Origin of the sequence: Enterococcus sp. 3G1_DIV0629, assembly GCF_002141285.1 — a bacterium.
In the GTDB taxonomy this organism is placed as follows: Bacteria; Bacillota; Bacilli; order Lactobacillales; family Enterococcaceae; genus Enterococcus_B; species Enterococcus_B lactis.
The window spans coordinates 372,479-399,401 of the sequence record NZ_NGLI01000002.1 but is presented as its reverse complement, the minus strand read 5'-3'; the positions used below and the strand labels follow the sequence as shown (position 1 = coordinate 399,401).

Sequence of the window (26,923 nt, the reverse complement as noted above, 5' to 3'; positions counted from 1 at the left end):
CCCTTTAAATTTTATCTCAAAATAGTCAAACTATTTTAAAATGCTAATATTTTCGCATGAAAATCGAATCGATGATATGATTTTCAGTTTTATGGAGAATTATATCGGCTCTTCCTCGTGTAGGCAAGATATATTCCTGTAAATTTTTCAAATTCACATTTTTCCATACATCTTTTGCCATTTTAAAGGCTTCTTCACGATCTCCGATAGCAAAACGATAATAATAATTCTCTGGATTTTGGAAAGCCGTATCCAGTAACGCGCCAAAACGATCCAAATACCATTTTTCGATCAGCACGGGATCGGCATCGACATAGACAGAAAAATCAAAAAAGTCGCTGACGTAGATTTGCTGATTCGCAGGTAATTGAAGCGTATTGATTCCCTCAACGATCAAGATATCAGGTTGCTGGATCAGCTCGTACTTATCTGGAATGATATCATATACATCATGTGAGTAAACAGGTACTTTTATCTCTTCCTGACCAGATTTTACACGATTCAAGAAGTCGATCAGCATCTCCATATCATAACTTTCAGGAAATCCTTTGCGATCCATGATTCCACGCTCTTTTAATATACGATTTGGATAAAGAAATCCATCAGTCGTGATCAGCTGAACATTTCTTCGTTTGAAGGTACGAGACAAAATCGTCTGCAGCAGTCTGGCTGTGGTACTTTTTCCAACGGCTACGCTTCCGGCAATCCCGATAATAAAAGGCGGTACTTCTACATATTTATGAAGAAATAAACCTTTACTCAAGAACAAAGATTCAAATTCTTTCATATATAGATATATCAGATGAGCAAGAGGTACGTAGATATCTCGAACATCCTGCATGGAAATGCGGTCATTCAAACTTTTGATATTATCTAGTTCATCTTGTGTCAAAGGTGCTTGCCCATTACGATAAAATTCTCGCCATTCTTCTCTTGCCACACGGTAGTAGTTCATTGGATCATTCATATTAGCCTCCTGCGTTCTCCCATCAATGGAACTATTTTAACACAAAATAAACACAAACCCCACCACTTAAGAGAGATTGCCAATCTTTTTGTACAATCTTTATAATAGAAAGAAAAGGAGTTTTATTCTTGACTTGCGCACGGATACATAAAAGGATAGACTGTTGACATGAAAGAAATGAGAAGGATGGAAGACATGACAAATCATTACTATTCTGAACGCCCAGATACGGCGCACGATTTTGAACAATGGGCTTTTGAGTTAAAAGGCAGAACCTTTCAATTTGTAACTGATTCTGGTGTATTTTCACGTGAAACAGTGGATTATGGTTCACGTGTCCTGATTGATGCTTTTGATTGGGAAGAGTTACCTGATGAAGGAAAGATCTTAGATGTGGGATGCGGGTATGGACCGATTGGGCTAGCTTTGGCATTTGCAACACAACGGTTTGTTGAAATGGTCGACATTAATGAGCGAGCAGTGAGTCTAGCGCAAGGAAACGCAAAGCGTAACCAAATCGAACAAGTGGACATCCATCAATCGAATATCTATGAAGTACTTCATGAAGAAACCTATGTAGCTATTGTCAGCAATCCGCCAATCCGTGCTGGAAAAAAAGTCGTACATGAAATCTTGACAGGCGCATATCCTCGATTGAAGCAGGGCGGTACACTGACAATTGTGATCCAGAAGAAACAAGGAGCGCCGAGTGCGCAAAAGAAGATGGAAGAAACATTTGGCAATGCAGAAATCGTCACAAAAGATAAAGGATATTATATCATCAAAAGTGTGAAAGAATAACTAGCTGAAAAATAATAGAGCGACGAAAAAGTGGAACTGGGCGTGCATGTACGGGTACGTATCAGTTCTTTTTTTGTTGAGAAGTTTTTAAAAACAAAGAACTATTTTTTCTTCAAAAAGAAATAGTAGGAACAGAGTCGTTGTTTTTTACGATAAAATAAATAAGATACAGAACTTGTATAGAAGGCTGCCAAGTTGGTAGATAAAGGAGATTTTTATCAAAAAACATACTTTCTTTTTTCTCTATTCTTTTCTTGGGGGTTTTGGTACACTGATAGGGAATTTAGATAGAAGGGAGCCACTAGGTTGAAGCTGACCATCAGAGATATCGCAGAAATGGCAGGGGTCTCAGTAACAACTGTCTCACAGATTTTGAATAACAAAGGAAGCCGATTTAGTGATAAGACAAGAAAAAAAGTGTTGTCGATCGTGAATGAACATCATTATAAACCCGATTATTTCGCTTCAAATGTGATCAATCGACATTCAAAGACCATCGGAATGATCGTCCCTGATGTCACCGATTTCTTCTTCTCCAAACTGATTGAAGGTGTAGAGAGCTATTTGAATCCTTTGGGCTATGTGATCATGTTATGCAATTCTCGTCATAGCCAAGAAAATGAGATCAAGTATTTACAAGAGCTTTCCCACCGCTCAGTGGACGGGATCTTGCTGGCAACACCAAATATTTTACCTGAGAAATACGCATTAGACAGCGGATTTTATCAAAAAATGCCGATTATTTTAATCGATCGCGGATTGAATCGTCGGGATAACGGACGGCTTATCGTAAAGGAATATGAGGGCGCCTATCAAGCCGTTTCACTATTTATTGAAAGCGGCCATACGAAGATCGGCATGCTGAAGGAAACCACTGGATACTATCAATTAGAAGAACGTTTCAACGGATATCGTCATGCGCTGAAAGATCATGGCCTGCCTTTTAATGGGAAATTTGTTGAACATGGAGAGTTGACTGTCCAAGGTGGATATACTGCATCAAAAAAATTACTCAAACATAAAGATATCACGGCTATTTTTTGCGGAAATGATGCCATGGCGATCGGATGCTATCAGGCGATAGATGAATTGGGCAAAAAAATCCCAGAAGATATCTCAGTCATAGGATTCGATGGATTAAAGCTCTCAGAATACATGATTCCGCAATTGACGACAGTGCAGCAACCAAGTTTTGATATTGGATTTTATGCTGCACGTTTCCTGATCGATACGATCGAATTTCCTCAAAGAAAAGTTCCGAACAAAGTGTTCGAAACAAAATTAATTATTCGTGAGAGCGTAAAAGTATTGACAAAGGGCTAACTCGGCGGTATATTGCTTATGTAAGCATTTACAAAGGCGAGTTAGTGCTTTTTTTATTTTTAGTAAACCAGTTTACTAAAGTGGTTTACCTTTCCTAAAAATAATGTATAATACCGAATGAAGACAAGGAGGATCAGGCAATGCGAATGGTGGATCTGATTGAAAAAAAGAGGGATGGAAACGAGCTGTCAAAAGAGGAAATCGAGTACATCGTCACAAACTATACGAATGGAAAGATTCCAGATTATCAAGTCAGTGCATTATTGATGGCAATTTTTTATCAAGACATGACAAATGAAGAAATCACGAACTTAACATTGGCGATTGCTAATTCTGGTGATGTCATCGATTTGAGTTCTCTTGAAGGAATAAAGGTAGATAAGCATTCGACAGGTGGCGTTGGTGACACGACCACATTGATTTTAGCCCCCCTAGTAGCTAGTGTCGGAGTGACAGTGGCTAAAATGTCTGGACGCGGTCTAGGTTACACAGGTGGTACGCTAGACAAGCTAGAAGCAATTCCCGGATTTCAGATCGAGCTTTCGGATGAAGCATTCGTGCGCATTGTCAATGAAAGTAAAGTAGCAGTAATCGGTCAATCAGGAAACTTGGCACCGGCGGACAAAAAATTGTACGCTTTGCGTGACGTCACAGCGACCGTTGATTCTCTTCCGCTGATTGCCAGTTCGATCATGAGTAAAAAGATCGCGGCAGGAGCAGATGCAATCGTTTTGGATGTGACCACTGGAGACGGTGCTTTCATGAAGAATATCGAAGATGCAAGACGTCTGGCAAAAACCATGACAAGCATTGGCAAACTAGCGAACCGAGAAACAGTGGCGGTAATCTCGGATATGTCAGAACCTCTTGGCGAAGCAATCGGAAATAGTCTAGAAGTTGTCGAGGCAATCGAAACATTACAAGGAAATGGTCCAGAAGATCTAGTAGAAATGTGCTACGCCTTAGGAAGCCAAATGGTTGTTCTTGCTGGCAAAGCTAAAACAATCGATGAAGCAAGAACGTTGCTTCAAGAAGCTCTGGAATCAGGTAAAGCGTTAGCAAAATTCAAAGAAATGATCCAAAATCAAGGGGGAGACCCAACGATCGTGGAACAACCAGAACGAATTTTGACTGCACGTTACACAATGGAGCTTCCTGCTAAACAAAGCGGAGTCGTGTCAAAAATCGTGGCAAACGAATTAGGAATTGCTGCAATGATGCTAGGTGCTGGGCGTAAAACCAAAGAAGACGATATTGATCACGCCGTTGGATTGAAACTGCATAAAAAAATCGGGGACACTGTGACAAAGGGCGAGTCATTATTGACAATCTATAGTAATGATGAAGAAATCTCTTCGGTTATTGAATTATTATATAAAAATATTGAAATTGGCGAATCAGCAATGAAGCCAACATTGATTCATGACATTATCACACAGTAAAAGGAAAAAAGCGGATTTTACCGTTTGAAAGAAAAGGGGAAAAGAAATGGAACTAAACCGAATGATCGACCATACTATTTTGAAAGCAGACGCATCTAAAGAAGCTGTGATGCAAATTATCGAAGAAGCGAAAAAATATCATTTTTACTCTGTCTGCATCAATCCAACATGGGTTGCGCTAGCAAAAGAACAATTACAAGGTGAACCAGTAGCTGTATGTACAGTGATTGGGTTTCCTTTAGGAGCAAACACATCCGAGACAAAAGCATTTGAAACGACAGATGCCATCAATAACGGTGCAGATGAAGTCGATATGGTCATCAATATCGGTGCGTTGAAATCAAAAGATGATCAAAAAGTTCAAAAAGATATCGAAGCAGTTGTTGAAGCAGCAAAAGATCGTGCACTTGTCAAAGTGATCATCGAAACATCTTTATTAGATAGAGAAGAAATCATCCGAGCATGCGAATTAGCAAAAGCTGCAGGCGCTGATTTTGTCAAAACATCAACTGGTTTCTCAACGGGTGGTGCAAAGGTAGAGGATGTCCGCTTGATGCGTGAAACGGTAGGACCTGAAATGGGCGTCAAAGCTTCTGGCGGTATCCATAACGAAGAAGAAGCAATGGCAATGATCGAAGCGGGTGCTACAAGAATCGGAACAAGCGCAGGAGTAGCAATCGTATCTGGTTCAACTGGCGAAAGCTATTAATTTTCAAAGGAGAAACTCATGGCAGAACTCAAACAAGAATGGATCAACACAGCTATTGAAGCGTTAGATAAAGCATACGTTCCTTATTCCCATTTTCCGGTAGGTGCTTGTCTCGTAACAGAATCAGGCAAGATTTATCAAGGAATCAACATCGAAAATGCATCATTTGGATTAACGAATTGTGCTGAGCGCACAGCTTTCTTCAAAGCCGTATCAGAAGGAGAAAGATCGTTTACCCATTTAGTCGTAGCAGGGCACACCCCTGATCCTATTTCTCCATGTGGTGCATGTCGGCAAGTAATGGCAGAGTTCTGCGCCCCTGATATGCCGGTTACGCTAGTGGGAGACAATGGTGTGACGAAGGCAACGACCGTTCGAGAACTACTGCCTTATGCATTTACTGAAAAAGATCTATAACTCATGTTCATTCAGTCAGCTGACTGTTGAAAAATAAAACAATTATTTTAGGAGGCTTTACAGAAATGAAAAAAGCAAAATTATTTGGTTTAGGTGCTGTCGCACTAGCAGCAGGGTTATTTTTAGGTGCATGCGGCAACAACGGCTCTACTGATTCATCCGGTGGCAAAAGCTCATCAGACGCTACAACTGCAGCATTAATCACAGATACAGGTGGTGTAGACGACCGTTCATTCAACCAGTCAGCTTGGGAAGGATTACAAAAATGGGGGAAAGATCAAGGACTTTCACGAGGCAATGATGGCTTCCAATACTTCCAATCTTCAAACGAATCAGATTATATCCCAAATATCGACCAAGCATTGAATGCTGGATTCAAAACGATTTTTGGTATTGGTTATAAACTAAAACCAGCGATCCAAGAACAAGCAACAAACAATACAGGTACGAACTTCGTTATCATCGATGATGTGATTGACGGATTAGATAACGTTGTATCTGCAACATTCAAAGACAACGAAGCTTCTTATCTTGCAGGGATTGCAGCAGCTTACACGACTGAAACGAACGTAGTCGGCTTTATCGGCGGCGTAAAAGGTGAAGTAATCGATCGTTTTGATGCTGGATTCAAAGCCGGCGTTGATGCAGGTGCGAAAGAACTAGGAAAAGAAATCAAAGTATTGAACCAATATGCTGGTGACTTCTCTGCTCCAGATAAAGGACGTTCAATTGCTCAAGGTATGTATGCACAAAATGCAGATATCATCTTCCATGCTTCAGGTGGTACAGGTAACGGTGTATTCCAAGAAGCAAAATCATTGAACGAATCAGGCGACAAAAAAGTTTGGGTTATCGGTGTTGACCGCGACCAATCAGACGAAGGCGAATACACATTGAACGGCGAAAAGAAAAACTTCACATTGACATCTACACTGAAAGCAGTTGGAACAGTAGTAGAAGATTTGGCACAAAAATCAGCTGACGGTAAATTCCCTGGTGGTGAACACACTGTTTATGGATTGAAAGAAGACGGTGTTGGTCTAACAGAAGGACAACTTTCTGACGAAGCGAAAAAAGCAGTGGATGAAGCAAAAGAAAAAATCATTTCAGGTGACGTAAAAGTTCCAGAAACTCCTGAAGAAAACTAAAACCATTTCTATAGCCTTGTTAGACACATGTTTGACAAGGCTATGGTTTGATTAGAACAAGAATTGTTCATTTATCCAAGCTGCCTTGAGACAGTTTGGATAAGGGAACAACTCCCTGAAGTAATGTTTGTTTCAAAAGAAGAACGCTCACTAAGCGTGAATCTTAGTCAATCGTTGCCCTAGATAGAAATCGTTAGGATGTGAAAAAAAGGTGGTTCAAGAAAATATTGTCATAGAAATGCAGAATATTACCAAAGAATTTGGAACATTCAAGGCAAATGACAACATCAATTTACAAGTAAAGGCAGGAGAGATTCATGCGTTGCTTGGAGAAAACGGTGCTGGCAAATCTACATTGATGAACGTGCTTTCCGGATTATTAGAGCCGACATCAGGGAAAATTTTGATGCGTGGAAAAGAAGTACAGATCACAAGCCCGACAAAAGCCAATCAATTAGGGATTGGGATGGTCCATCAGCACTTTATGCTTGTGGATGCCTTTACTGTAACAGAAAACATCGTGTTGGGAAGCGAACCTAGTCGTGCAGGGATGCTTGACCATAAAAAAGCGCGAAAAGAGATCCAAAAAGTTTCTGAACAATATGGATTATCAGTCAACCCGGATGCTTATGTTCGTGATATTTCAGTTGGGATGGAACAACGGGTAGAAATTTTAAAAACACTTTACCGAGGAGCAGATGTACTGATTTTTGATGAGCCGACAGCTGTATTGACCCCTCAGGAAATTGATGAATTAATCGTGATCATGAAGGAATTAGTCAAAGAAGGCAAGTCAATCATTTTGATTACGCATAAGTTAGATGAAATCAAAGCAGTAGCTGACCGTTGTACAGTTATCCGCCGTGGAAAAGGAATCGGTACAGTCAACGTTAAAGACGTTACCTCACAGCAATTAGCTGATATGATGGTCGGAAGAACGGTTTCATTCAAAACGATGAAAAAAGAAGCGAAGCCTCAAGAAGTCGTTTTGTCTATTGAAAATCTAGTGGTGAAAGAAAATCGTGGATTAGAAGCCGTGAAAAACCTGAACTTAGAGGTTCGTGCTGGCGAAGTACTTGGTATCGCTGGAATCGATGGAAACGGGCAGTCGGAGTTGATCCAAGCTTTGACTGGTTTGCGAAAGGCAGAAAGCGGACATATCAAGCTAAAAGGGGAAAACATCACCAATAAAAAACCTCGAAAGATCACTGAACATGGTGTAGGACATGTGCCAGAAGACCGTCATAAATACGGGTTGGTCCTAGATATGACATTGTCTGAAAACATTGCACTGCAAACGTATCATCAAAAACCTTACAGTAAAAACGGTATGCTGAACTATTCAGTGATAAATGAACATGCCAGAGAATTGATCGAAGAATATGATGTTCGAACAACGAATGAACTTGTCCCTGCAAAAGCTTTATCAGGCGGAAATCAGCAAAAAGCAATCATCGCTCGGGAAGTCGACCGAGATCCTGATCTGTTGATCGTTGCAAATCCAACTCGTGGACTGGATGTAGGTGCGATCGAATTTATTCATAAACGTCTGATCGAACAAAGGGACAAATACAAAGCAGTGTTATTGATTAGTTTCGAATTAGAAGAAATTTTAAATGTTTCGGATCGTATTGCTGTTATCCATGAAGGAGAAATCGTCGGGATCGTTGATCCGAAAGAAACATCTGAAAATGAATTAGGTCTATTGATGGCGGGCTATACCTTAGAAGAAGCACGAAAAGAGTTAGAAAAGGGGGCTGGCGCACATGAATGATCGCAGCGAGAAATTCCGTAATTTATTAGTGCCTGTACTTTCAGTTGTTTTAGGATTGATCTTAGGCGCGATATTGATGGCTGCTTTTGGTTTTCAGCCCATCCAAGGTTATTCTTCTATGTTAGATGCAGCACTTGGTTCGCAAAGAGGAATCGGTGAAACATTAAGGCAAGCAACGCCGTTGATTTTTACAGCATTAGGGTTTTCTGTAGCTAACTCAGCTGGGTTTTTCAATATCGGGCTTTCTGGACAAGCGCTTTGCGGATGGATTGTCAGTGTCTGGGTGGCACTTGCTTTTCCAGATCTTCCAAAAGTCGTTTTGCTTCCATTGTGTGTGATCCTAGGTGCCTTAGCAGGTGCGATGGCAGCGGCTGTTCCTGGGTTACTACGAGCATTTTTTGGAACAAGTGAAGTGATTGTAACGATCATGATGAACTATATCTTATTATACGTAAGCACATTTGCTTTACATGAAGTGATGCCTGAAAGCTACCGATCAAGTTTGGACTCTTCCAATATGATCAGTCAAAATGCATCGTTGCGGTTACCATGGTTAACACAAGCTTTTGGCGGTTCTCGCGTAAACTCAGGTTTGTTTTTAGCAATCATCGCGCTTATTTTCGTTTGGCTATTGATGAAGAAAACGACTTTAGGATTTGAGATCCGTTCCGTTGGTTTGAATCCTTTTGCTTCTGAGTATGCAGGGATGAGTAGTAAACGTACGATCGTTTTGTCGATGGTCATTTCTGGCGCTTTGGCAGGTCTTGGCGGTGTGGTTGAAGGATTAGGAACGTATCAAAACTTCTTCGTTCAAACAACTTCATTATCTATTGGATTTGACGGAATGGCTGTCTCCTTACTTGGATCTGGATCAGCAATCGGTATTCTTTTGTCAGCGATTTTGTTCAGTATTTTGAAGATCGGCGGACTTGGCATGCAGACAGGAGCTGGTGTTCCGTTTGAGATCGTCAATGTATCGATCGCTCTGATTATCTTCTTTGTTGGGATCAATTTCTTGATTCGTTTCGTCATGGCTAAGTTCTTCCAAGGAAAAAAACAAGAAGAAATCGTTGCGACAATCGAAGCGAAGCCAACGAATCAAAACCATGAAGGAGGCGAACTATAATGTCGACTATCGAATTAATTGCCTTGATTCTTACTTCAACACTGGTTTATTCAACACCGTTAATTCTAACATCACTAGGCGGAACGTTTTCTGAACGCAGCGGGATCGTAAACGTAGGGTTAGAAGGAATCATGGTCATGGGTGCTTTTAGTTCCATCGTTTTCAACTTGACGATGAGCCCCTCACTTGGTTCCATGACGCCATGGATCGCTATTTTAGTGGGTGGCGTCGTAGGTATCCTATTTTCTTTGATCCACGCAGTAGCAACAGTCAGCTTGCGTGCTGACCATATCATCAGCGGTACAGTGATCAATCTGATGGCACCAGCTTTAGGTGTTTTCTTGATCAAAGCATGGTATGGGAAAGGTCAAACAGATAACATCACGCAGAATCTGGGATATTTCTCTTTCCCAGGTTTAGCAGATATTCCGGTCATTGGACCAATTTTCTTCAAAAATACATTCTTGCCTGCTTATTGTGCAATTTTGATTGCTGTCATTGCTTGGGTGATCATCTTCAAGACGAAATTCGGCTTACGCCTCCGTTCAGTCGGTGAAAACCCTCAAGCTGCCGATACATTAGGTATCAATGTATATGCTATGCGTTATTCAGGCGTGCTGATTTCAGGCTTGTTAGGCGGTATGGGCGGTGCTGTTTTTGCTCAGTCGATTTCCGGTAACTTTTCAGCTGGTACGATCGTCGGACAAGGGTTCATCTCTATGGCTGCTATGATCTTTGGTAAATGGAATCCTTTAGGCGCAATGGGTGCCTCACTGTTCTTTGGTTTTGCACAAAGCTTGAGTATCATCGGTGCACAATTACCAGTTATTTCTTCGATTCCACCAGTATTGCTGCAAATTGCTCCATATTTGCTGACAATCATTGTGTTGGTTGTTTTCTTAGGGAAAGCTTCTGGACCAAAAGCAAACGGGAAGAACTATATCAAATCAAAATAATCTTTTAGCGAATAAAAAGGGTGGGTTACGGGAAGTGTTTTTCGTCTCGCCCTTTTTGTTTTAAAGGTAATAAAAATAAAAAGAAAGAAGGAATAATCATGTTTAAACGCGTACATCTGATCGTCATGGATTCAGTAGGAATTGGAGAAGCACCAGATGCCGAGAAGTTCGGTGACGTTGGTTCTGATACATTAGGACACATTGCAAAAGAAGCAGGATTGAACATTCCGCATTTAGAGCAGCTTGGTTTGGGAACGATTCGTCCTCTTGAAGGTGTGGAATCAGTGAAAGATCATCAAGGCTATGCGACGAAATTAGAAGAAGTTTCTGTAGGGAAAGATACGATGACAGGCCATTGGGAAATCATGGGATTGAATATCAAGACACCGTTTCGTGTGTTTCCGAACGGATTCCCTGATGATCTGATCAAACAAATCGAAGAGTTTTCTGGCCGTAAAGTCGTATGCAACAAACCATATAGCGGAACGGCTGTGATTGACGATTACGGTGAACACCAAATGAAAACAGGCGATTTAATCGTATATACTTCTGCCGATCCTGTCCTTCAGATCGCGGCACATGAAGAAATCATTCCTTTAGAAGAACTATACCGGATTTGCCAATTCGTTCGTGATATAACAAAAGATGACCCGTACATGATCGGTCGAATCATTGCACGTCCATATGTGGGAGAACCAGGAGACTTCACACGAACAAGCAATCGTCATGATTATGCGTTGGATCCATTCGGACACACCGTCCTCGATTCTTTGAAAGAAGCAGGAAAAGATGTGATTGCTGTAGGAAAGATCAACGATATTTTCAATGGACAAGGAATCACTGAATCTGTCCGCACGAAAAGTAATATGGATGGCGTCGACCAGTTGCTGAACGTTATGAAAAAAGAGTTTACAGGTATCAGCTTTACCAATTTAGTAGATTTTGATGCATTATACGGTCATCGCCGGGATGTAGTCGGTTATGCGCATGCGATTGAAGAATTTGACTTGCGGATCCCAGAACTGCTTGAAGCTATGGAAGAAGACGACTTGCTAATGATTACAGCCGATCACGGAAACGATCCGACATTTACTGGTACCGATCATACGCGAGAATATGTACCGTTATTGGTTTACAGTAAAAAAATGAAAGAACAAGGGGCGTTGCCTCAAGGATATTATTCCGATATCTCTGCAACGATTGCTGAGAACTTTAGTGTTTCTTCGACTGAAAATGGCGAAAGCTTCTTAAAATTATTAAAATAATCTTTTTAAAATAGGAGAAAGCAAATGACCAAGTTAAGCGAGATGTTACAAGAAACGACCCAGTTTATCCTTGATAAAGGAGTAAAAGAAATTGATTTTGGTTTGATCCTAGGTTCAGGATTAGGTGAATTAGCAGATGAAATCGAAGATGCTGTAATGATTTCTTATGATGAGATCCCGTTCTTTCCTGTTTCGACAGTAGTTGGACATGCAGGACAGCTAGTTTACGGATCTCTAGCAGGCAAGAAAGTGTTAGCCATGCAAGGAAGATTCCACTACTATGAAGGTCATTCCATGCAAACAGTGACCTATCCAGTACGTGTGATGGCCGGACTAGGTGCCCATTCAGTCATTGTGACCAACGCATGTGGCGGTGTCAATGAATCCTTCGTACCAGGAGATTTGATGCTGATTACCGATCACATCAATTTTACTGGTGAAAATCCTTTGATCGGCCCGAATGAAGATGAAATGGGTCCTAGATTCCCAGATATGAGTCAAGCTTATACGCCTGACTATCAAACAACAGCAAAAGCAGCAGCAGAAAAACTAGGTTTGGATCTTAAAGAAGGCGTATATATGGGCTACTCTGGACCAACTTATGAAACGCCTGCTGAGATTCGGATGTCTCGGACAATAGGAGCCGATGCAGTAGGGATGTCGACTGTTCCAGAAGTCATCGTAGCAGCTCACAGCGGATTAAAAGTGTTAGGAATCTCTTGTATTACCAACTTAGCAGCAGGCATGCAAGCGAATCTGAGCCATGAAGAAGTTGTAGAAACAACTCAGAGAGTCAAACAATCTTTTAAAGCATTGGTTAAAGAAACATTGACACTATTGTAATAGGAGGAACAATAAAATGAGTGTGCATATCGAAGCGAAAGAAGGCGAGATCGCCGATAAGATTTTACTTCCGGGAGACCCTTTGCGAGCTAAATATATTGCGGAGACTTTTTTAGAAGAACCAGTTTGTTACAATCAGGTCCGCGGCATGTTAGGCTTTACCGGCAAATATAAAGGAGAACGTATTTCTGTTCAAGGAACAGGGATGGGGATGCCATCAGCCACTATCTATGCCCATGAATTGATCCAGTCATATGGCGTAAAGAAATTGATCCGAGTAGGTACATGCGGGGCATTGTCAAAAGATGTCCATGTTCGTGATTTGGTACTAGCGCAAGGCGCAGCGACTAGCTCTTCGATGATCGAAAAAAATTTCCAAGCCTTTCATTTTCCACCGATCAGTGATTTCAATCTATTACTGAAAGCATATGAGATAGCTAAAGAAAAAGGCTATACGGTTCATGTAGGAAATGTCCTTTCGGAAGATTCTTTCTACAAAGATGATTTGACAGAGACATTCCAATTAGCTGAACTTGGCGTCTTAGGAGTGGAAATGGAAGCAGCGGCTCTTTATTACTTAGGCGCGAAATACCATGTGCAGACATTAAGTTTGATGACCGTTAGCGACCATTTGATTACTGGGGAAGAAACAACAGCTGCAGAACGTCAATCGACGTTCAATGAAATGATCGAAGTAGGATTGGAAACGGCGATTCAAGGGTAAAGTAATAGCTAAATAGCAAGAAAGTGTGACTGCCTAAACTTCTATTAATAGAAATTTGGCAGTCACATTTTTTTGCAGAAACTGTCTCACGTAACCTGGAATCAATGACAACCGTTGCTTCAGTTACTTCGAGAGTCCTCCTAAAGTCAACCATTTGAATGTCTAAAATGTGAATCGACATTCCTTTTAAATTGCAGATGCATGGCACAATCTTAATCAAATAAAAAAGAACAGAAAGAAGCGAGTTACGCTCTTTCTGTTCCGAACTAGGCCACCAACAGGATGTGACAAATGAGTCATCTCCTGTTGGTGGCTTCGTCTAGATGAATACCTTAATCATTCAATTGCTCATGTGATGATGCTTGAAGAATGAAAAATTCAACTTAATTCAAGTCTGCATCAATAATAAGTGTTTCGAATAATACAGCGTGCTCAAGTGAGGAGCTTGATCCAGGACGTCCTGGTAGGCGATATACTTCTACTCGCTGTCCTGCTTTTCCAGGAATTCCGTGACGTATTTGAATATTACCATCAACTATTCTTGGAATGCTATAGTATGCTGTGCCGTCAAATGTTTCAAAACGATATCTTCCATCAATGTAAACGACCCATCTGTCTTGATTATTGTGAAAAAGTTCAGGTGTCAATGTTAAATAAGCAAATGCTTGAGAGCCTTCTCGCCCTACAGACAACATGTTTGTTTCTGTTACGCCTGTTTCCACTTGGATATTGTCATATTTCGCCCAACCATTCCATGTAGAAGCAAATCGTATAAGGTATGTATTTTCATCGTCTGGAGTCGTAAAAGTAAGTTTGCCACGTTCCCAGTTCTCATTATTATATTCACTGCTCTCTAATACATCAAAACCGATATCATGATTCATGATCCCTAATTCAACACGTCCTGGTGCTGATTCGCTTGCTGCAACATCATAACTAAATGTATACGTGGTACTTGGTTTTAATGTCACGTATTGATGAACATTTTCACCATTTTTTGCTAAAGCAAAGTTATTTCCATTAACGGTTTGAAGTGTGGGATTATTTGGCTCTTGGCCACTAGTGATCCAATGATCAAACCCGTCATTAAAGTCACCATTATGGATATACAATTGTTGCTCAATGGCCTGTTTACTTGTACTAACGAAGTCAGTTGTTGATAGACTTGTTGCGAATGTTGAAACGGATCCTCCTAAACTTAAAAATACCATACCTGCTGCCATCACTGTTTTTAAATTACTTTTGATCATCTTGTATCTCCTCACTCTATATTTTTATTTTTTGATTTTGTTTGTAAGATGCAGCCGTGTAGTCTGTATCTCACAAATTAATCATAACCGAGAAAATAGCGGTCGTGTAAACACTTTTTTCTATATAACATTTATTATTAGAAAAAAATGATAAAATAAATAGTTTTATGAGGTTGACTTCTATCTAAACTTCATTTATTAGCAACATAAGAAAAGATGGAGAGTTGTGGTGATAGCTCATACAAATGAAAACTTCCTCTTAGAAACAGGATAAAAGAATGAAATTTAAATAAGTTTCTACAAAAAATGTTCGCTCCACATCTGAATGATTGTCAGACATTCTTTTTTCTCTCAATGCTACGCCTTCTCTCTTCATTTTTTGTTTATTCAAACAGTACTTACTATTATAATCATATAGTGATTATGTAAATTGATGTCATTCGCATTAGATAGCCAAGACTACCGTCTTCCAATATCTAAAAAAACAGCCCCTTCATCTCTTACAATAATAGGAGGTGAGAGGGCTGTCTTATTTACAATAGAGTATCTATTATAGGTAGTATTTTTTAGCCACTGTTAAGTCATCATTTAATTCATAAACAAGTGGTTGACCTGTTGGGATTTCAAGATCCATGATGTCTTCGTCAGAGATACCTTCGATATGTTTAGCTAGAGCGCGTAATGAGTTACCGTGTGCAGCTACTAAAACAGTTTTGTTGTCTAGTAATGCTGGAGCAATTTCATCTTGCCAGAATGGCAAAGCACGTTCTAATGTCACTTTCAAGTTTTCGCCACCAGGAATATCGCGTTTGTCTAACATTGCGTAACGACGGTCGTTTGCTGCAGAACCTTCGTCAGTTTCTTCCATTAATGGAGGAAGAGTATCGTAAGAACGACGCCAGATGTGTACTTGTTCGTCGCCGTATTTTTCAGCTGTTTCTTTTTTGTTCAAACCTTGTAATTTACCATAGTGACGTTCGTTCAAGCGCCATGATTTGATTTGTGGTACCCAAAGTTGATCTGAATATTCTAAGATCAAGTTACATGTTTTGATTGCACGAGTCAAAACAGAAGTATAGGCAACATCAAATTCGATTCCAGCTTCTTTGATTTTGCGTCCGCCTTCTTTTGCTTCTTCGATTCCTTCTGGTGCTAGGTTTACATCAGCCCAACCAGTAAATTGGTTCAATGCATTCCATTCACTAAGACCGTGACGAGAAAAAACTAATTTTGGCATGTTTAGCTCTCCTTTAAGATAGGTTTATATTTCTGAAAATTTCAGTTCTGTTTTATTGTACAATTTTTTGGAAGAGATTTCCATCGAAAAATTGGATAAGATTCTATGAGAAAACGAGTAGAGAAGATAAAAAAACGAACAGCTGCGAAAGCACTGTTCGTTTTTAGGCATTAGATGCATAATTGCTCGATTTCTTTTTCAGGCAAATTGATATATTTATAACATGTTCCAACTGAAACACCGCATTTTGAAGAAATAAATTGGATTGTTTCTTTTTTTTCATAATAGAGACGTCGGATTTTTTTGATCGTTTTTGCATCGATTTTTGGTCTTCCGCCGATTTTTCCTTTTTTACGAGCTTCATCTAATCCAACTAATGTACGTTCTTTGATCAATGCGCACTCCATGTTTGCCAGGTTTTCCATCAATTGGAAATAGATTTTTCCCATTTCGCGCGTATCGATTCCTTCATCAATGCTAATCAAGTGCAGCCCGCGGTCTTTGAATAATTGCGTAAGTTCTGTTAATTGCCGTGTAGATTTGCCCAATCGATGAAGTTGGCAGACGACTAGTGCATCGCCTTGCTGCATGTCAGCAATCACTGACTCCAAATGAACAGCAGTAGCATCGTTTTGTTCCACTTCATATGTCTCATGGAAAATTTCTTGACAACCAAAGTCAGATAATTGTTCAACCTGAGTTGTTAAATCAACATCATTTATGGTTGTGCGTGCATAACCAATAATTTTCATGGTGATTCCTTTCTAGCAGTGATTTTCTAACTGGATATAACAGTAAAAATGTAGCATAAAGTACGTCAAAAAGATAGTTTTTTCGCAAATTTTCCGCTGTCTTTTTTTATTGGATGATCAAGCAGTTTTTCTTTATTTATGGCGGATGGCATCAAGAATCTCAACACCTTTTTCTGAGCCAACAACAACTTTTGAAACCATATTTAGGAAAAGTCCATGTTCGACTACCCCAACAAGTTCATCTAAATAGGTAGCTAAGCTTTCTGGTTGTTCAATAACTTCTAGATGCAGATCAATGATATAATGACCACCATCTGTGGTTAGGACTTCGCCGTTTTCGTCAGTACGCAAAACAGGCTGGAATCCTTTTTCGTCAAAAATATGAAGTAGCTGTTGGGAGCCATAAGGGATGACTTCAACTGGGAGTGGGAACTTCCCAAGTTTATGGACTAATTTAGAAGAATCAACGATCCAAATCGTTTCTTTTGAGTACGTAGCGACTATTTTCTCGAAAAGCAAAGCAGCACCGCCGCCTTTTATCCCTTGAAAATCAGCACTGATTTCATCAGCACCGTCTATCGTTAGATCGACTACTGGAACCTCGTCGATACTCTTTAGCGGTATTCCTAATTTTTCCGCTTGTTCTTTTGTTGCATTTGAAGTAGTGACTCCTGTGATACGTAATCCTTCTTCACGCATGCGGCGACCAATCTCTTCTACCATATAATAGGCGGTTGAACCGGTCCCGAGACCAACGATCATCCCGTCCTTTACGAATTTCGCGGCTTCAATGCCAGCTAATTGTTTTAAATTCATCTTTGCATCCACCTTTTTTTAATTTGAGCTTCGTGCTTTCCTCACTATTTTAGCGTGATTTACGGCAAAAAGATACCATTCTTTTTTATTGCAATAAAGCTTTTTCAAAAAAATTTACATCTCTTGTTGACATGTTTTTTCATTCGTGATATTCTAACAAAGGTGCTTTATCTACAGGTTTCTGTGAAGAAACGTGCTGACTGTTTATCAAAGCATATTTGATAAGGATGCAGACATTGCATTTATTTTTTATCGCAAAAAAAGAACCACCTGGATGTGTGGAACTAGACGCAAATCGTGGGAAGGAGGAAACAAGGAATGCCTACAATTAACCAATTAGTACGTAAACCTCGTAAATCAAAGGTGGAAAAATCTAATTCACCTGCTTTGAACAAAGGATATAACAGCTTTAAGAAAACTCAAACTAACGTAAACTCACCTCAAAAACGTGGGGTAGCAACTCGTGTGGGTACAATGACACCTAAAAAACCGAACTCAGCTTTACGTAAATATGCACGTGTTCGTTTGTCAAACTTAATTGAAGTTACTGCTTATATCCCAGGGATTGGTCATAACTTACAAGAACACAGTGTTGTATTATTACGCGGTGGTCGTGTAAAAGACTTACCAGGGGTACGTTACCATATCGTTCGCGGTGCTTTAGATACTGCTGGTGTTAACGACCGTAAACAAAGCCGTTCTAAATACGGAACTAAAAAACCTAAAGCTTAATTTTAATTATTAAACAAATGAAACTTGCTTCTATTATATAGAAGTAATTACTATGAACAATATTTCGGAAGGAGGAGTTACGGATGCCACGTAAAGGTCCTGTTGCAAAACGTGATGTTTTACCAGATCCTATTTATAACTCAAAATTAGTAACTCGCTTGATCAACCGTGTAATGGTTGACGGAAAACGCGGGATTGCAGCTAACATTATCTATAATGCCTTTGACTTGATCAAAGAATCTACAGGTAACGATCCATTAGAAGTGTTTGAACAAGCAATGAAAAACGTTCAACCTGTTCTTGAAGTTAAAGCACGTCGTGTTGGGGGTTCAAACTACCAAGTACCAGTTGAAGTTCGCCCTGAACGCCGGGTTACTCTAGGTCTTCGTTGGGTAGTAAACTACGCTCGCTTGCGCGGTGAACACACAATGGAAGAACGCTTAGCAAAAGAAATCATGGATGCTGCAAACAACACAGGTGCTTCTGTTAAAAAACGTGAAGACACTCATAAAATGGCTGATGCCAACCGTGCGTTTGCTCACTATCGCTGGTAAGATTCTCTCTGTTTGGTCGGCTTTTATAAGCCGACCTCAGATAGTGTCCTTATTTTTAGCAACTAGATAGTAAAGAGAGGAGAAACAAGGAGAATGACCAGAGAATTTTCTTTACACAACACTCGTAATATCGGTATCATGGCCCACATCGATGCTGGTAAAACGACTGCTACTGAACGTATCTTGTACTATACTGGTAAAATCCATAAAATTGGTGAAACTCATGAAGGAGCTTCACAAATGGACTGGATGGAACAAGAACAAGAACGTGGGATTACGATCACTTCTGCTGCTACTACAGCACAATGGAAGGGTCACCGAATCAACATCATCGACACACCAGGACACGTAGACTTCACAGTTGAAGTTGAACGTTCATTGCGTGTACTTGATGGTGCTGTAACTGTTCTTGATGCACAATCAGGTGTTGAACCTCAAACTGAAACAGTTTGGCGTCAAGCTACAACTTACGGTGTACCTCGTATCGTATTTGCAAACAAAATGGACAAGATCGGTGCTGACTTCTTATATTCAGTATCAACTTTACATGACCGTTTGCAAGCAAACGCTCACCCAATCCAATTACCAATTGGTGCGGAAGACGACTTTACAGGAATTATTGACCTTGTAACAATGAAGGCTGAAATGTATACAAACGATCTTGGAACAGAGATCGAAGAAACAGAAATTCCTGAAGAATACCGCGAATTAGCTGAAGAATGGCGCGAAAAATTGGTTGAAGCTGTAGCTGAAACTGATGAAGAACTTACTTTGAAATACTTAGAAGGTGAAGAAATCACTGAAGCTGAGTTAAAAGAAGGTATCCGCCGCGCAACAGTTAACGTAGAATTCTACCCAGTACTATGTGGTTCAGCATTTAAGAACAAAGGGGTTCAACTACTATTGGACGCTGTTCTTGATTACTTGCCATCACCGTTAGATATCCCAGCTATCAAAGGGATTGACCCTAAAACTGATGAAGAAGTAGAACGTCCTGCAGACGACAGCGCTCCTTTCTCAGCTTTAGCATTTAAAGTTATGACTGACCCATTCGTAGGTCGTTTAACTTTCTTCCGTGTGTACTCTGGTGTTTTAAAATCAGGTTCATACGTACAAAACGCAACAAAAGGCAAACGCGAACGTGTTGGTCGTATCCTACAGATGCATGCCAACTCTCGTTCAGAAATCTCTGAAGTTTACGCTGGAGATATCGCTGCTGCTGTTGGTTTGAAAGACACAACTACTGGGGACACACTATGTGATGAAAAGAATCTAGTTATTCTTGAATCAATGGAATTCCCAGAACCAGTTATCCAAGTCGCTATTGAACCTAAATCAAAAGCTGACCAAGATAAAATGGGTGTGGCTTTACAAAAACTATCTGAAGAAGATCCTACTTTCCGTGCTGAAACAAACGTGGAAACAGGCGAAACAATCATCGCTGGTATGGGTGAACTTCACTTAGATATCATCGTTGACCGTATGCGTCGTGAATTCAAAGTTGAAGCTAACGTAGGTGCGCCTCAAGTATCTTACCGTGAAACTTTCCGTGCTGGCACTCAAGCCGAAGGTAAGTTTGTACGTCAGTCTGGTGGTAAAGGTCAATACGGTCACGTATGGATCGAATTTACACCAAACGAAGAAGGTGCTGGTTTCGAATTTGAAAATGCGATCGTTGGTGGGGTTGTTCCTCGTGAATACATTCCAGCTGTTGAAACTGGTTTGAAAGATGCTATGGAAAATGGTGTCTTAGCTGGCTATCCATTAGTAGATATCAAAGCTAAACTTTACGATGGTTCATACCATGATGTCGATTCAAATGAAACTGCCTTCCGTGTTGCTGCTTCTATGGCATTACGTGCAGCAGCTAAGAAAGCTAATCCAGTAATCCTTGAACCAATCATGGCTGTAGAAGTTGTTATCCCTGAAGATTACTTAGGTGATGTTATGGGTCACGTAACTGCTCGTCGTGGACGTGTTGAAGGTATGGAAGCTCGCGCTGGCGGCCAACAAGTTGTTCGTGCGATGGTTCCACTTGCTGAAATGTTTGGTTATGCTACAACTCTTCGTTCTGCTACTCAAGGTCGTGGTACATTTACAATGACATTTGACCACTACGAAGATGTACCAAAATCAGTACAAGAAGAAATCATTAAGAAAAACGGCGGAAAAGCTGAATAATTTCTTAAAACCGGATAGTCCTGCAAAGAGATTATCCAAAGAGACTATATTTTTAATATAGTTTCGTGTAAAATAATTATCGATGATATGGGCATGTGGTGTACCTCGTGTACATCATATACCTATCAGACAAATAAAAAATATATTGTATTTTTAGGAGGACATTTTAAAATGGCAAAAGAAAAATTTGACCGTTCTAAACCACACGTTAACATTGGTACTATCGGACACGTTGACCATGGTAAAACTACATTAACAGCTGCAATCACAACTGTACTATCTAAGAAAAACGGCGGCCAAGCTATGGCTTACGATCAAATCGATGGTGCTCCAGAAGAACGCGAACGCGGAATCACAATCTCAACAGCTCACGTTGAGTACGAAACTGACGCACGTCACTATGCTCACGTTGACTGCCCAGGACACGCGGACTACGTTAAAAACATGATCACTGGTGCTGCTCAAATGGACGGAGCTATCTTGGTAGTTTCTGCTGCTGATGGCCCTATGCCTCAAACTCGTGAACACATCCTATTGTCTCGTCAAGTTGGTGTTCCTTACATCGTTGTATTCTTGAACAAAGTAGACATGGTTGATGACGAAGAATTACTAGAATTAGTTGAAATGGAAGTTCGTGACCTATTAACAGAATACGAATTCCCTGGTGACGATGTTCCTGTAGTTGCTGGTTCAGCTTTGAAAGCTCTAGAAGGCGACGCTTCATACGAAGAAAAAATTCTTGAATTAATGGCTGCAGTTGACGAATACATCCCAACTCCAGAACGTGAAAACGACAAACCATTCATGATGCCAGTTGAAGACGTGTTCTCAATTACTGGTCGTGGTACTGTTGCTACAGGTCGTGTGGAACGTGGACAAGTTCGCGTTGGTGACGAAGTTGAAGTTGTTGGTATTTCTGAAGAAACTTCAAAAACAACAGTTACTGGTGTTGAAATGTTCCGTAAATTGTTAGACTACGCTGAAGCTGGAGACAACATTGGTGCTTTACTACGTGGTGTTGCACGTGAAGACATCCAACGTGGACAAGTTTTGGCTAAACCAGGTACAATCACACCTCATACAAAATTCTCTGCAGAAGTATACGTGTTGACAAAAGAAGAAGGTGGACGTCACACTCCATTCTTCACTAACTACCGTCCACAATTCTACTTCCGTACAACTGACGTAACAGGTGTTGTTGAATTACCAGAAGGAACTGAAATGGTTATGCCTGGCGACAACGTAACAATGGAAGTTGAATTAATCCACCCAATCGCTATCGAAAACGGTACTAAATTCTCAATCCGTGAAGGCGGACGTACAGTTGGTGCCGGTGTCGTTACAGAAATCAAAGCTTAATTGAATTAAGCAAAACTAAGCAACATTTATTCGGACGTAATCGCTCGGAATGAAGATCTCAGGATCTTTGTTCCGAGCTTTTTTATTTATTGCAGGCTCAGGAAAGAAAAGACAGGGCATTATAATAGAAGGAACGCGAAATAAAAGGGTTAGTGTTTTTTAAATGAAACTTTATGAAAACAAAATGTTTTTTACAAGAAAAAGCCTTGCGTTGTGAGTTTATATATATTATAATGACAAAGGTGCGTTTACTTTAGTGAATTGCACAGACGTAATCAGATTGATTTCGTCGGCTAAGAAACGAGAGGTTGCGACACGCCCGGACGCTTTGCCACGAACGAGCGTGACGGAAATTTTCGTGGAGCTATGTCTACTTTTCAAAATAGGCGAAGGAGGGAACAAGATGGCAAAACAAAAAATTCGTATCCGTTTAAAAGCGTATGAACACCGTATTTTAGATCAATCAGCGGATAAAATCGTGGAAACTGCAAAAAGAACTGGAGCTAGCGTGTCTGGTCCAATTCCATTACCAACTGAACGCAGTCTTTACACAATCATCCGTGCGACTCATAAATACAAAGATTCACGCGAACAATTCGAAATGCGTACACACAAACGTCTTATCGACATTGTGAACCCAACACCAAAAACTGTTGATGCTTTGATGAAGCTAGACTTACCATCTGGTGTAAACATCGAAATCAAATTATAAAACTAAAACAAAAATAATGGAGGTGTACTCATGACCAAAGGAATCTTAGGGAAAAAAGTGGGAATGACACAAATCTTCACTGAATCTGGTGAATTAATTCCAGTTACTGTTGTAGAAGCTACGCCAAACGTAGTACTACAAGTGAAAACAATGGAAACGGATGGCTACGAAGCTATTCAAGTTGGTTACCAAGATATGCGTGAAGTTTTATCAAACAAACCTGCGAAAGGTCATGTTGCAAAAGCAAACACGGCTCCTAAGCGCTTCATTCGTGAATTCAAAAATGTTGAGCTAGGAGAATATGAAGTAGGAAAAGAAATTACAGTAGATGTTTTCCAAGCAGGAGACATTATTGATGTAACAGGTACTACGAAAGGTAAAGGATTCCAAGGGGTTATCAAACGCCATGGACAAAGCCGCGGACCAATGGCTCACGGTTCTCGTTACCATCGTCGTCCTGGGTCAATGGGTCCAGTTGCACCTAACCGTGTATTCAAAAACAAACGTCTTGCTGGCCGTATGGGTGGCAACCGCGTAACTATCCAAAACTTGGAAGTTGTACGTGTAGATGCAGAAAGAAATGTTATCTTGATCAAAGGTAATGTTCCTGGAGCGAAAAAATCTTTAATCACTATCAAATCAGCTGTGAAAGCTAAATAATTGTAGGAAGAAAGGAGGAACTAAGGAATGCCGAATGTAGCATTATTCAAACAAGATGGAAGCCAAAACGGTGAAATCACACTTAACGAAGAAATCTTCGGAATTGAACCTAATGAAAGTGTTGTTTACGATGCAATCGTAATGCAACGTGCGTCATTAAGACAAGGAACACACGCGGTTAAAAACCGTAGCGCTGTTCGTGGCGGTGGACGTAAACCATGGCGTCAAAAAGGAACAGGTCGTGCACGTCAAGGATCTATCCGCTCACCACAATGGCGTGGAGGTGGCGTAGTCTTTGGACCAACACCACGTTCTTACAGCTACAAACTTCCTAAAAAAGTTCGTCGTTTAGCAATGAAATCTGTATTGTCAGAAAAAGTTGCTGAAAACAACTTGGTAGCAATCGAAGGCTTGAACTTCGACGCACCAAAAACAAAAGAATTCAAACAAGTTCTTGCTAACTTATCTATCGACTCTAAAGTATTGGTTGTTCTAGAAAAAGGTAACGACTTTGCTGCTTTATCAGCACGTAACTTACCAAACGTTTCTGTAGTAACTTCTGATAATGTGAGTGTGCTAGACGTTGTATCAAATACAAAAGTGTTAGCAACACAAACTGCTCTTACTCAAATTGAGGAGGTGCTTGCATAATGAACTTACTAGACGTAATCAAACGCCCAGTGATCACTGAAAAATCAATGCTTGCCATGGATGACAAGAAATACACTTTTGAAGTGGACACTCGCGCAAACAAAACTTTAGTAAAACAAGCGGTAGAAGCTGCTTTTGACGTTAAAGTCAAAAACGTGAACATCGTGAACGTACGTGCGAAATTCAAACGTATGGGCAAATATGCAGGATATACAAAAAAACGTCGCAAAGCGATCGTTACATTGACTGAAGATTCAAAAGAAATCCAATTATTCGAAGTTGCTGAATAAGCACTAATAGATAACTCATTAAATTAGGAGGGAAAAACGTGGCGATTAAAAAGTACAAACCTACCTCAAATGGTCGTCGTAACATGACAGGTTCTGATTTTGCTGAAATCACAACATCAACACCTGAAAAATCATTGTTACAACCATTGAAAAACCATGCTGGACGTAACAACAACGGCCGCATCACTGTACGTCATCAAGGTGGCGGACACAAACGCCAATATCGCGTGATCGACTTCAAACGTAACAAAGACAACGTTGTTGCAACTGTTCAAACGATCGAATATGATCCAAACCGTTCAGCTAACATCGCGTTAGTACACTATGAAGATGGAGTGAAAGCTTACATCTTAGCACCTAAAGGACTAGAAGTGGGTATGAAACTTGTTTCAGGTCCAGAAGCAGATATCAAAGTCGGAAATGCTCTTCCATTAGAAAACATTCCAGTTGGTACTGTTATCCACAACATTGAAATGAAACCTGGTAAAGGTGGACAATTGATCCGTTCTGCTGGTACAAGTGCTCAAGTACTTGGTAAAGAAGGCAAATACGTATTGATCCGCTTGAACTCTGGTGAAGTTCGTATGATCTTAGCTGCATGCCGCGCAACAATCGGTTCTGTAGGCAACGAACAACACGAATTAATCAACATCGGTAAAGCTGGACGCTCTCGTTGGATGCGTAAACGCCCAACTGTACGTGGTAGCGTAATGAACCCTAATGATCACCCACACGGTGGTGGTGAAGGTAAAGCTCCTATCGGACGTAAAGCACCAGTTTCTCCTTGGGGTCAACCAGCTCTTGGTTACAAAACTCGTAACAAAAAAGCTAAATCAGACAAACTTATTGTTCGTCGTCGCAAAAATAAATAATTACTTTGACCATGTGTCGCACATTTTGAGAGGAGGTTCACCATGGGTCGTAGTTTAAAGAAAGGACCTTTTGTCGATGAGCATTTAATGAAAAAAGTTGAAGCTCAAGCAGGGGTTGAAAAGAAAAAAGTTATCAAAACTTGGTCACGCCGTTCAACAGTTTTCCCAAGTTTTGTTGGATATACCATCGCAGTTTATGATGGACGTAAACATGTACCAGTTTACATCCAAGAAGACATGGTAGGACACAAATTAGGTGAATTTGCACCTACAAGAACTTATCGTGGACATGCTGCTGACGATAAGAAAACGAAACGCTAATTTGAGGGGAGGATAAATCCAAATGGCAGAACAAATCACATCAGCTAAAGCAACTGCAAAAACAGTTCGCACTTCACCTCGAAAAGCCCGTTTAGTAATTGACCTTATCAGAGGTAAAAGTGTCGCAGATGCAATTTCAATCTTGAAATTCACACCAAACAAATCTGCTGGAATCATTGAAAAAGTATTGATGTCAGCAGTTGCGAATGCAGAAAATAACTTTGACTTAGATGTTGAAAACTTGGTAGTAACCGAAGCTTTTGTTAACGAAGGACCTACAATGAAACGTTTCCGTCCTCGTGCAAAAGGATCAGCTTCTCCAATCAACAAACGTACAAGTCATATCACGGTAGTCGTATCAGAAAAATAAGGAGGGATAATCAGTGGGTCAAAAAGTACATCCAATTGGAATGCGTGTAGGCATCATCCGCGACTGGGATGCTAAATGGTATGCTGAAAAAGAGTATGCTGAGTTCTTACACGAAGATTTAAGAATCCGTAAATTTATTTCAACTAAACTTGCTGATGCTGCTGTATCAACAGTTGAAATCGAACGTGCAACAGGTCGCGTAAACATTTCAATTCACACAGCTAAACCAGGTATGGTTATTGGTAAAGGCGGTTCTGAAGTCGAAAGCCTAAGAAAAGAATTAAACAAATTAACTGGTAAAAGAATCCACATCAACATCGTGGAAATCAAAAAACCAGATCTAGATGCAAAATTAGTAGGTGAAGGAATCGCACGTCAATTAGAAAACCGTGTTGCTTTCCGTCGCGCTCAAAAACAAGCGATCCAACGCTCAATGCGTGCTGGCGCTCAAGGGATCAAAACTCAAGTATCTGGTCGTCTAAACGGAGCAGATATCGCTCGTTCAGAAGGATACTCAGAGGGAACTGTTCCTCTTCATACTTTACGTGCGGACATTGATTACGCATGGGAAGAAGCAGATACAACATACGGAAAACTAGGAGTTAAAGTGTGGATCTATCGTGGAGAAATTCTTCCAACTAAAAAAAACACTGAGAAAGGAGGGAAATAAT

The 26,923-nt window shown here is 40.4% G+C and carries 29 protein-coding genes; 24 read left to right on the top strand and 5 right to left on the bottom strand.

Going from position 1 to position 26,923, the window contains the following annotated elements; genetic code table 11:
* Positions 1 to 43: 43 nt before the first annotated feature.
* Positions 44 to 967, bottom strand: a complete 924-nt coding sequence (gene coaA / locus A5816_RS10740) for a type I pantothenate kinase (RefSeq protein WP_002288627.1) — start codon at positions 965 to 967, stop codon at positions 44 to 46.
* Between the two features lie 195 nt (positions 968 to 1,162).
* Between coaA and A5816_RS10735 the strand changes: the two genes are divergently transcribed.
* The 12 genes from A5816_RS10735 (at position 1,163) to deoD (ending at position 13,495) form a co-directional block, all read left to right on the top strand.
* Positions 1,163 to 1,768 (top strand): class I SAM-dependent methyltransferase, encoded by a 606-nt coding sequence (locus tag A5816_RS10735; protein ID WP_086311310.1) that lies wholly within the window; start codon positions 1,163 to 1,165, stop codon positions 1,766 to 1,768.
* 306 nt (positions 1,769 to 2,074) lie between these two features.
* On the top strand, positions 2,075 to 3,091 hold the full coding sequence (locus A5816_RS10730) for a LacI family DNA-binding transcriptional regulator (RefSeq protein WP_002291103.1): 1,017 nt from the start codon (positions 2,075 to 2,077) through the stop codon (positions 3,089 to 3,091).
* A gap of 140 nt (positions 3,092 to 3,231) precedes the next feature.
* Entirely contained in the window at positions 3,232 to 4,533 is a 1,302-nt protein-coding gene (locus A5816_RS10725; RefSeq protein WP_086311309.1) for a pyrimidine-nucleoside phosphorylase, read from the top strand.
* A 46-nt stretch (positions 4,534 to 4,579) separates the two neighbouring features.
* A complete protein-coding gene (deoC, locus tag A5816_RS10720; protein WP_086311308.1) occupies positions 4,580 to 5,242 on the top strand; it encodes a deoxyribose-phosphate aldolase in 663 nt (220 codons plus the stop codon).
* Between the two features lie 18 nt (positions 5,243 to 5,260).
* Positions 5,261 to 5,659, top strand: coding sequence for a cytidine deaminase (locus A5816_RS10715; RefSeq protein ID WP_002291109.1), 399 nt, complete (start codon positions 5,261 to 5,263; stop codon positions 5,657 to 5,659).
* A gap of 65 nt (positions 5,660 to 5,724) precedes the next feature.
* Positions 5,725 to 6,807 (top strand): BMP family protein, encoded by a 1,083-nt coding sequence (locus tag A5816_RS10710; protein ID WP_010731713.1) that lies wholly within the window; start codon positions 5,725 to 5,727, stop codon positions 6,805 to 6,807.
* A gap of 211 nt (positions 6,808 to 7,018) precedes the next feature.
* The gene (locus A5816_RS10705; protein ID WP_086311307.1) at positions 7,019 to 8,581 is read left to right on the top strand and encodes an ABC transporter ATP-binding protein; all 1,563 of its coding nucleotides are present in this window, start codon (positions 7,019 to 7,021) and stop codon (positions 8,579 to 8,581) included.
* The gene (locus tag A5816_RS10700) at positions 8,574 to 9,707 is read left to right on the top strand and encodes an ABC transporter permease (protein WP_002291115.1); all 1,134 of its coding nucleotides are present in this window, start codon (positions 8,574 to 8,576) and stop codon (positions 9,705 to 9,707) included. Before A5816_RS10705 ends, A5816_RS10700 begins: the two co-directional genes overlap by 8 nt.
* On the top strand, positions 9,707 to 10,663 hold the full coding sequence (locus tag A5816_RS10695) for an ABC transporter permease (RefSeq protein ID WP_002309847.1): 957 nt from the start codon (positions 9,707 to 9,709) through the stop codon (positions 10,661 to 10,663). Before A5816_RS10700 ends, A5816_RS10695 begins: the two co-directional genes overlap by 1 nt.
* Positions 10,664 to 10,761: 98 nt before the next feature.
* The gene (gene deoB, locus A5816_RS10690) at positions 10,762 to 11,928 is read left to right on the top strand and encodes a phosphopentomutase (protein ID WP_025478380.1); all 1,167 of its coding nucleotides are present in this window, start codon (positions 10,762 to 10,764) and stop codon (positions 11,926 to 11,928) included.
* 24 nt (positions 11,929 to 11,952) lie between these two features.
* Positions 11,953 to 12,771 carry a purine-nucleoside phosphorylase gene (locus A5816_RS10685; protein WP_002373143.1) on the top strand — a complete coding sequence of 273 codons (819 nt, stop codon included), beginning with the start codon at positions 11,953 to 11,955 and terminating at the stop codon, positions 12,769 to 12,771.
* 16 nt (positions 12,772 to 12,787) lie between these two features.
* Entirely contained in the window at positions 12,788 to 13,495 is a 708-nt protein-coding gene (deoD, locus tag A5816_RS10680) for a purine-nucleoside phosphorylase (protein ID WP_002291121.1), read from the top strand.
* A gap of 383 nt (positions 13,496 to 13,878) precedes the next feature.
* Here deoD and A5816_RS10670 read toward each other — a convergent pair whose 3' ends face one another.
* The 4 genes from A5816_RS10670 to rpiA all read right to left on the bottom strand — a co-directional run bounded on the left by A5816_RS10670 (position 13,879) and on the right by rpiA (position 17,550).
* Positions 13,879 to 14,745, bottom strand: coding sequence for a carbohydrate binding domain-containing protein (locus A5816_RS10670; protein WP_086311305.1), 867 nt, complete (start codon positions 14,743 to 14,745; stop codon positions 13,879 to 13,881).
* A 550-nt stretch (positions 14,746 to 15,295) separates the two neighbouring features.
* On the bottom strand, positions 15,296 to 15,982 hold the full coding sequence (gpmA, locus tag A5816_RS10665) for a 2,3-diphosphoglycerate-dependent phosphoglycerate mutase (RefSeq protein WP_002294321.1): 687 nt from the start codon (positions 15,980 to 15,982) through the stop codon (positions 15,296 to 15,298).
* A 170-nt stretch (positions 15,983 to 16,152) separates the two neighbouring features.
* Positions 16,153 to 16,734 (bottom strand): recombinase family protein, encoded by a 582-nt coding sequence (locus A5816_RS10660; protein ID WP_002290435.1) that lies wholly within the window; start codon positions 16,732 to 16,734, stop codon positions 16,153 to 16,155.
* A 132-nt stretch (positions 16,735 to 16,866) separates the two neighbouring features.
* Positions 16,867 to 17,550 carry a ribose-5-phosphate isomerase RpiA gene (gene rpiA / locus A5816_RS10655; protein WP_002309842.1) on the bottom strand — a complete coding sequence of 228 codons (684 nt, stop codon included), beginning with the start codon at positions 17,548 to 17,550 and terminating at the stop codon, positions 16,867 to 16,869.
* Between the two features lie 318 nt (positions 17,551 to 17,868).
* Here rpiA and rpsL point away from each other — a divergent pair, with 318 nt between their 5' ends.
* The 12 genes from rpsL to rpsC all read left to right on the top strand — a co-directional run bounded on the left by rpsL (position 17,869) and on the right by rpsC (position 26,922).
* Positions 17,869 to 18,282: a 30S ribosomal protein S12 gene (gene rpsL / locus A5816_RS10650; RefSeq protein WP_002294318.1), complete on the top strand. Its 414-nt coding sequence runs from the start codon at positions 17,869 to 17,871 to the stop codon at positions 18,280 to 18,282.
* A gap of 83 nt (positions 18,283 to 18,365) precedes the next feature.
* Positions 18,366 to 18,836, top strand: a complete 471-nt coding sequence (gene rpsG / locus A5816_RS10645; protein WP_002290440.1) for a 30S ribosomal protein S7 — start codon at positions 18,366 to 18,368, stop codon at positions 18,834 to 18,836.
* Positions 18,837 to 18,929: 93 nt separating this feature from the next.
* Positions 18,930 to 21,017, top strand: coding sequence for an elongation factor G (fusA, locus tag A5816_RS10640; protein WP_010731719.1), 2,088 nt, complete (start codon positions 18,930 to 18,932; stop codon positions 21,015 to 21,017).
* A 171-nt stretch (positions 21,018 to 21,188) separates the two neighbouring features.
* A complete protein-coding gene (tuf, locus tag A5816_RS10635; protein ID WP_002373149.1) occupies positions 21,189 to 22,376 on the top strand; it encodes an elongation factor Tu in 1,188 nt (395 codons plus the stop codon).
* Positions 22,377 to 22,779: 403 nt separating this feature from the next.
* Positions 22,780 to 23,088, top strand: coding sequence for a 30S ribosomal protein S10 (gene rpsJ / locus A5816_RS10630; protein ID WP_002290443.1), 309 nt, complete (start codon positions 22,780 to 22,782; stop codon positions 23,086 to 23,088).
* 30 nt (positions 23,089 to 23,118) lie between these two features.
* A complete protein-coding gene (gene rplC, locus A5816_RS10625; RefSeq protein ID WP_002290445.1) occupies positions 23,119 to 23,748 on the top strand; it encodes a 50S ribosomal protein L3 in 630 nt (209 codons plus the stop codon).
* Between the two features lie 27 nt (positions 23,749 to 23,775).
* Positions 23,776 to 24,399 carry a 50S ribosomal protein L4 gene (rplD, locus tag A5816_RS10620; RefSeq protein ID WP_002290446.1) on the top strand — a complete coding sequence of 208 codons (624 nt, stop codon included), beginning with the start codon at positions 23,776 to 23,778 and terminating at the stop codon, positions 24,397 to 24,399.
* Positions 24,399 to 24,689, top strand: coding sequence for a 50S ribosomal protein L23 (gene rplW, locus A5816_RS10615; RefSeq protein ID WP_086311303.1), 291 nt, complete (start codon positions 24,399 to 24,401; stop codon positions 24,687 to 24,689). Before rplD ends, rplW begins: the two co-directional genes overlap by 1 nt.
* Before the next feature lie 38 nt (positions 24,690 to 24,727).
* Positions 24,728 to 25,561 (top strand): 50S ribosomal protein L2, encoded by an 834-nt coding sequence (gene rplB, locus A5816_RS10610; RefSeq protein WP_002290451.1) that lies wholly within the window; start codon positions 24,728 to 24,730, stop codon positions 25,559 to 25,561.
* 42 nt (positions 25,562 to 25,603) lie between these two features.
* Positions 25,604 to 25,882, top strand: a complete 279-nt coding sequence (gene rpsS, locus A5816_RS10605) for a 30S ribosomal protein S19 (RefSeq protein WP_002288655.1) — start codon at positions 25,604 to 25,606, stop codon at positions 25,880 to 25,882.
* Between the two features lie 22 nt (positions 25,883 to 25,904).
* Positions 25,905 to 26,252, top strand: a complete 348-nt coding sequence (gene rplV / locus A5816_RS10600) for a 50S ribosomal protein L22 (protein ID WP_002290452.1) — start codon at positions 25,905 to 25,907, stop codon at positions 26,250 to 26,252.
* Between the two features lie 13 nt (positions 26,253 to 26,265).
* Positions 26,266 to 26,922: a 30S ribosomal protein S3 gene (rpsC, locus tag A5816_RS10595; RefSeq protein WP_002288659.1), complete on the top strand. Its 657-nt coding sequence runs from the start codon at positions 26,266 to 26,268 to the stop codon at positions 26,920 to 26,922.
* The last annotated feature ends 1 nt before the right edge of the window (position 26,923 follow it).

What these genes read in the sequence shown, in the direction of transcription:
- coaA (WP_002288627.1), bottom strand. Translation starts at nt 967, where the DNA reads ATGAATGATCCAATGAACTACTACCGTGTGGCAAGAGAAGAATGGCGA.
- A5816_RS10735 (WP_086311310.1), top strand. Translation starts at nt 1,163, where the DNA reads ATGACAAATCATTACTATTCTGAACGCCCAGATACGGCGCACGATTTT.
- A5816_RS10725 (WP_086311309.1), top strand. Translation starts at nt 3,232, where the DNA reads ATGCGAATGGTGGATCTGATTGAAAAAAAGAGGGATGGAAACGAGCTG.
- deoC (WP_086311308.1), top strand. Translation starts at nt 4,580, where the DNA reads ATGGAACTAAACCGAATGATCGACCATACTATTTTGAAAGCAGACGCA.
- A5816_RS10715 (WP_002291109.1), top strand. Translation starts at nt 5,261, where the DNA reads ATGGCAGAACTCAAACAAGAATGGATCAACACAGCTATTGAAGCGTTA.
- A5816_RS10710 (WP_010731713.1), top strand. Translation starts at nt 5,725, where the DNA reads ATGAAAAAAGCAAAATTATTTGGTTTAGGTGCTGTCGCACTAGCAGCA.
- A5816_RS10700 (WP_002291115.1), top strand. Translation starts at nt 8,574, where the DNA reads ATGAATGATCGCAGCGAGAAATTCCGTAATTTATTAGTGCCTGTACTT.
- A5816_RS10695 (WP_002309847.1), top strand. Translation starts at nt 9,707, where the DNA reads ATGTCGACTATCGAATTAATTGCCTTGATTCTTACTTCAACACTGGTT.
- deoB (WP_025478380.1), top strand. Translation starts at nt 10,762, where the DNA reads ATGTTTAAACGCGTACATCTGATCGTCATGGATTCAGTAGGAATTGGA.
- A5816_RS10685 (WP_002373143.1), top strand. Translation starts at nt 11,953, where the DNA reads ATGACCAAGTTAAGCGAGATGTTACAAGAAACGACCCAGTTTATCCTT.
- deoD (WP_002291121.1), top strand. Translation starts at nt 12,788, where the DNA reads ATGAGTGTGCATATCGAAGCGAAAGAAGGCGAGATCGCCGATAAGATT.
- A5816_RS10670 (WP_086311305.1), bottom strand. Translation starts at nt 14,745, where the DNA reads ATGATCAAAAGTAATTTAAAAACAGTGATGGCAGCAGGTATGGTATTT.
- gpmA (WP_002294321.1), bottom strand. Translation starts at nt 15,982, where the DNA reads ATGCCAAAATTAGTTTTTTCTCGTCACGGTCTTAGTGAATGGAATGCA.
- A5816_RS10660 (WP_002290435.1), bottom strand. Translation starts at nt 16,734, where the DNA reads ATGAAAATTATTGGTTATGCACGCACAACCATAAATGATGTTGATTTA.
- rpiA (WP_002309842.1), bottom strand. Translation starts at nt 17,550, where the DNA reads ATGAATTTAAAACAATTAGCTGGCATTGAAGCCGCGAAATTCGTAAAG.
- rpsL (WP_002294318.1), top strand. Translation starts at nt 17,869, where the DNA reads ATGCCTACAATTAACCAATTAGTACGTAAACCTCGTAAATCAAAGGTG.
- rpsG (WP_002290440.1), top strand. Translation starts at nt 18,366, where the DNA reads ATGCCACGTAAAGGTCCTGTTGCAAAACGTGATGTTTTACCAGATCCT.
- fusA (WP_010731719.1), top strand. Translation starts at nt 18,930, where the DNA reads ATGACCAGAGAATTTTCTTTACACAACACTCGTAATATCGGTATCATG.
- tuf (WP_002373149.1), top strand. Translation starts at nt 21,189, where the DNA reads ATGGCAAAAGAAAAATTTGACCGTTCTAAACCACACGTTAACATTGGT.
- rpsJ (WP_002290443.1), top strand. Translation starts at nt 22,780, where the DNA reads ATGGCAAAACAAAAAATTCGTATCCGTTTAAAAGCGTATGAACACCGT.
- rplC (WP_002290445.1), top strand. Translation starts at nt 23,119, where the DNA reads ATGACCAAAGGAATCTTAGGGAAAAAAGTGGGAATGACACAAATCTTC.
- rplD (WP_002290446.1), top strand. Translation starts at nt 23,776, where the DNA reads ATGCCGAATGTAGCATTATTCAAACAAGATGGAAGCCAAAACGGTGAA.
- rplW (WP_086311303.1), top strand. Translation starts at nt 24,399, where the DNA reads ATGAACTTACTAGACGTAATCAAACGCCCAGTGATCACTGAAAAATCA.
- rpsS (WP_002288655.1), top strand. Translation starts at nt 25,604, where the DNA reads ATGGGTCGTAGTTTAAAGAAAGGACCTTTTGTCGATGAGCATTTAATG.
- rplV (WP_002290452.1), top strand. Translation starts at nt 25,905, where the DNA reads ATGGCAGAACAAATCACATCAGCTAAAGCAACTGCAAAAACAGTTCGC.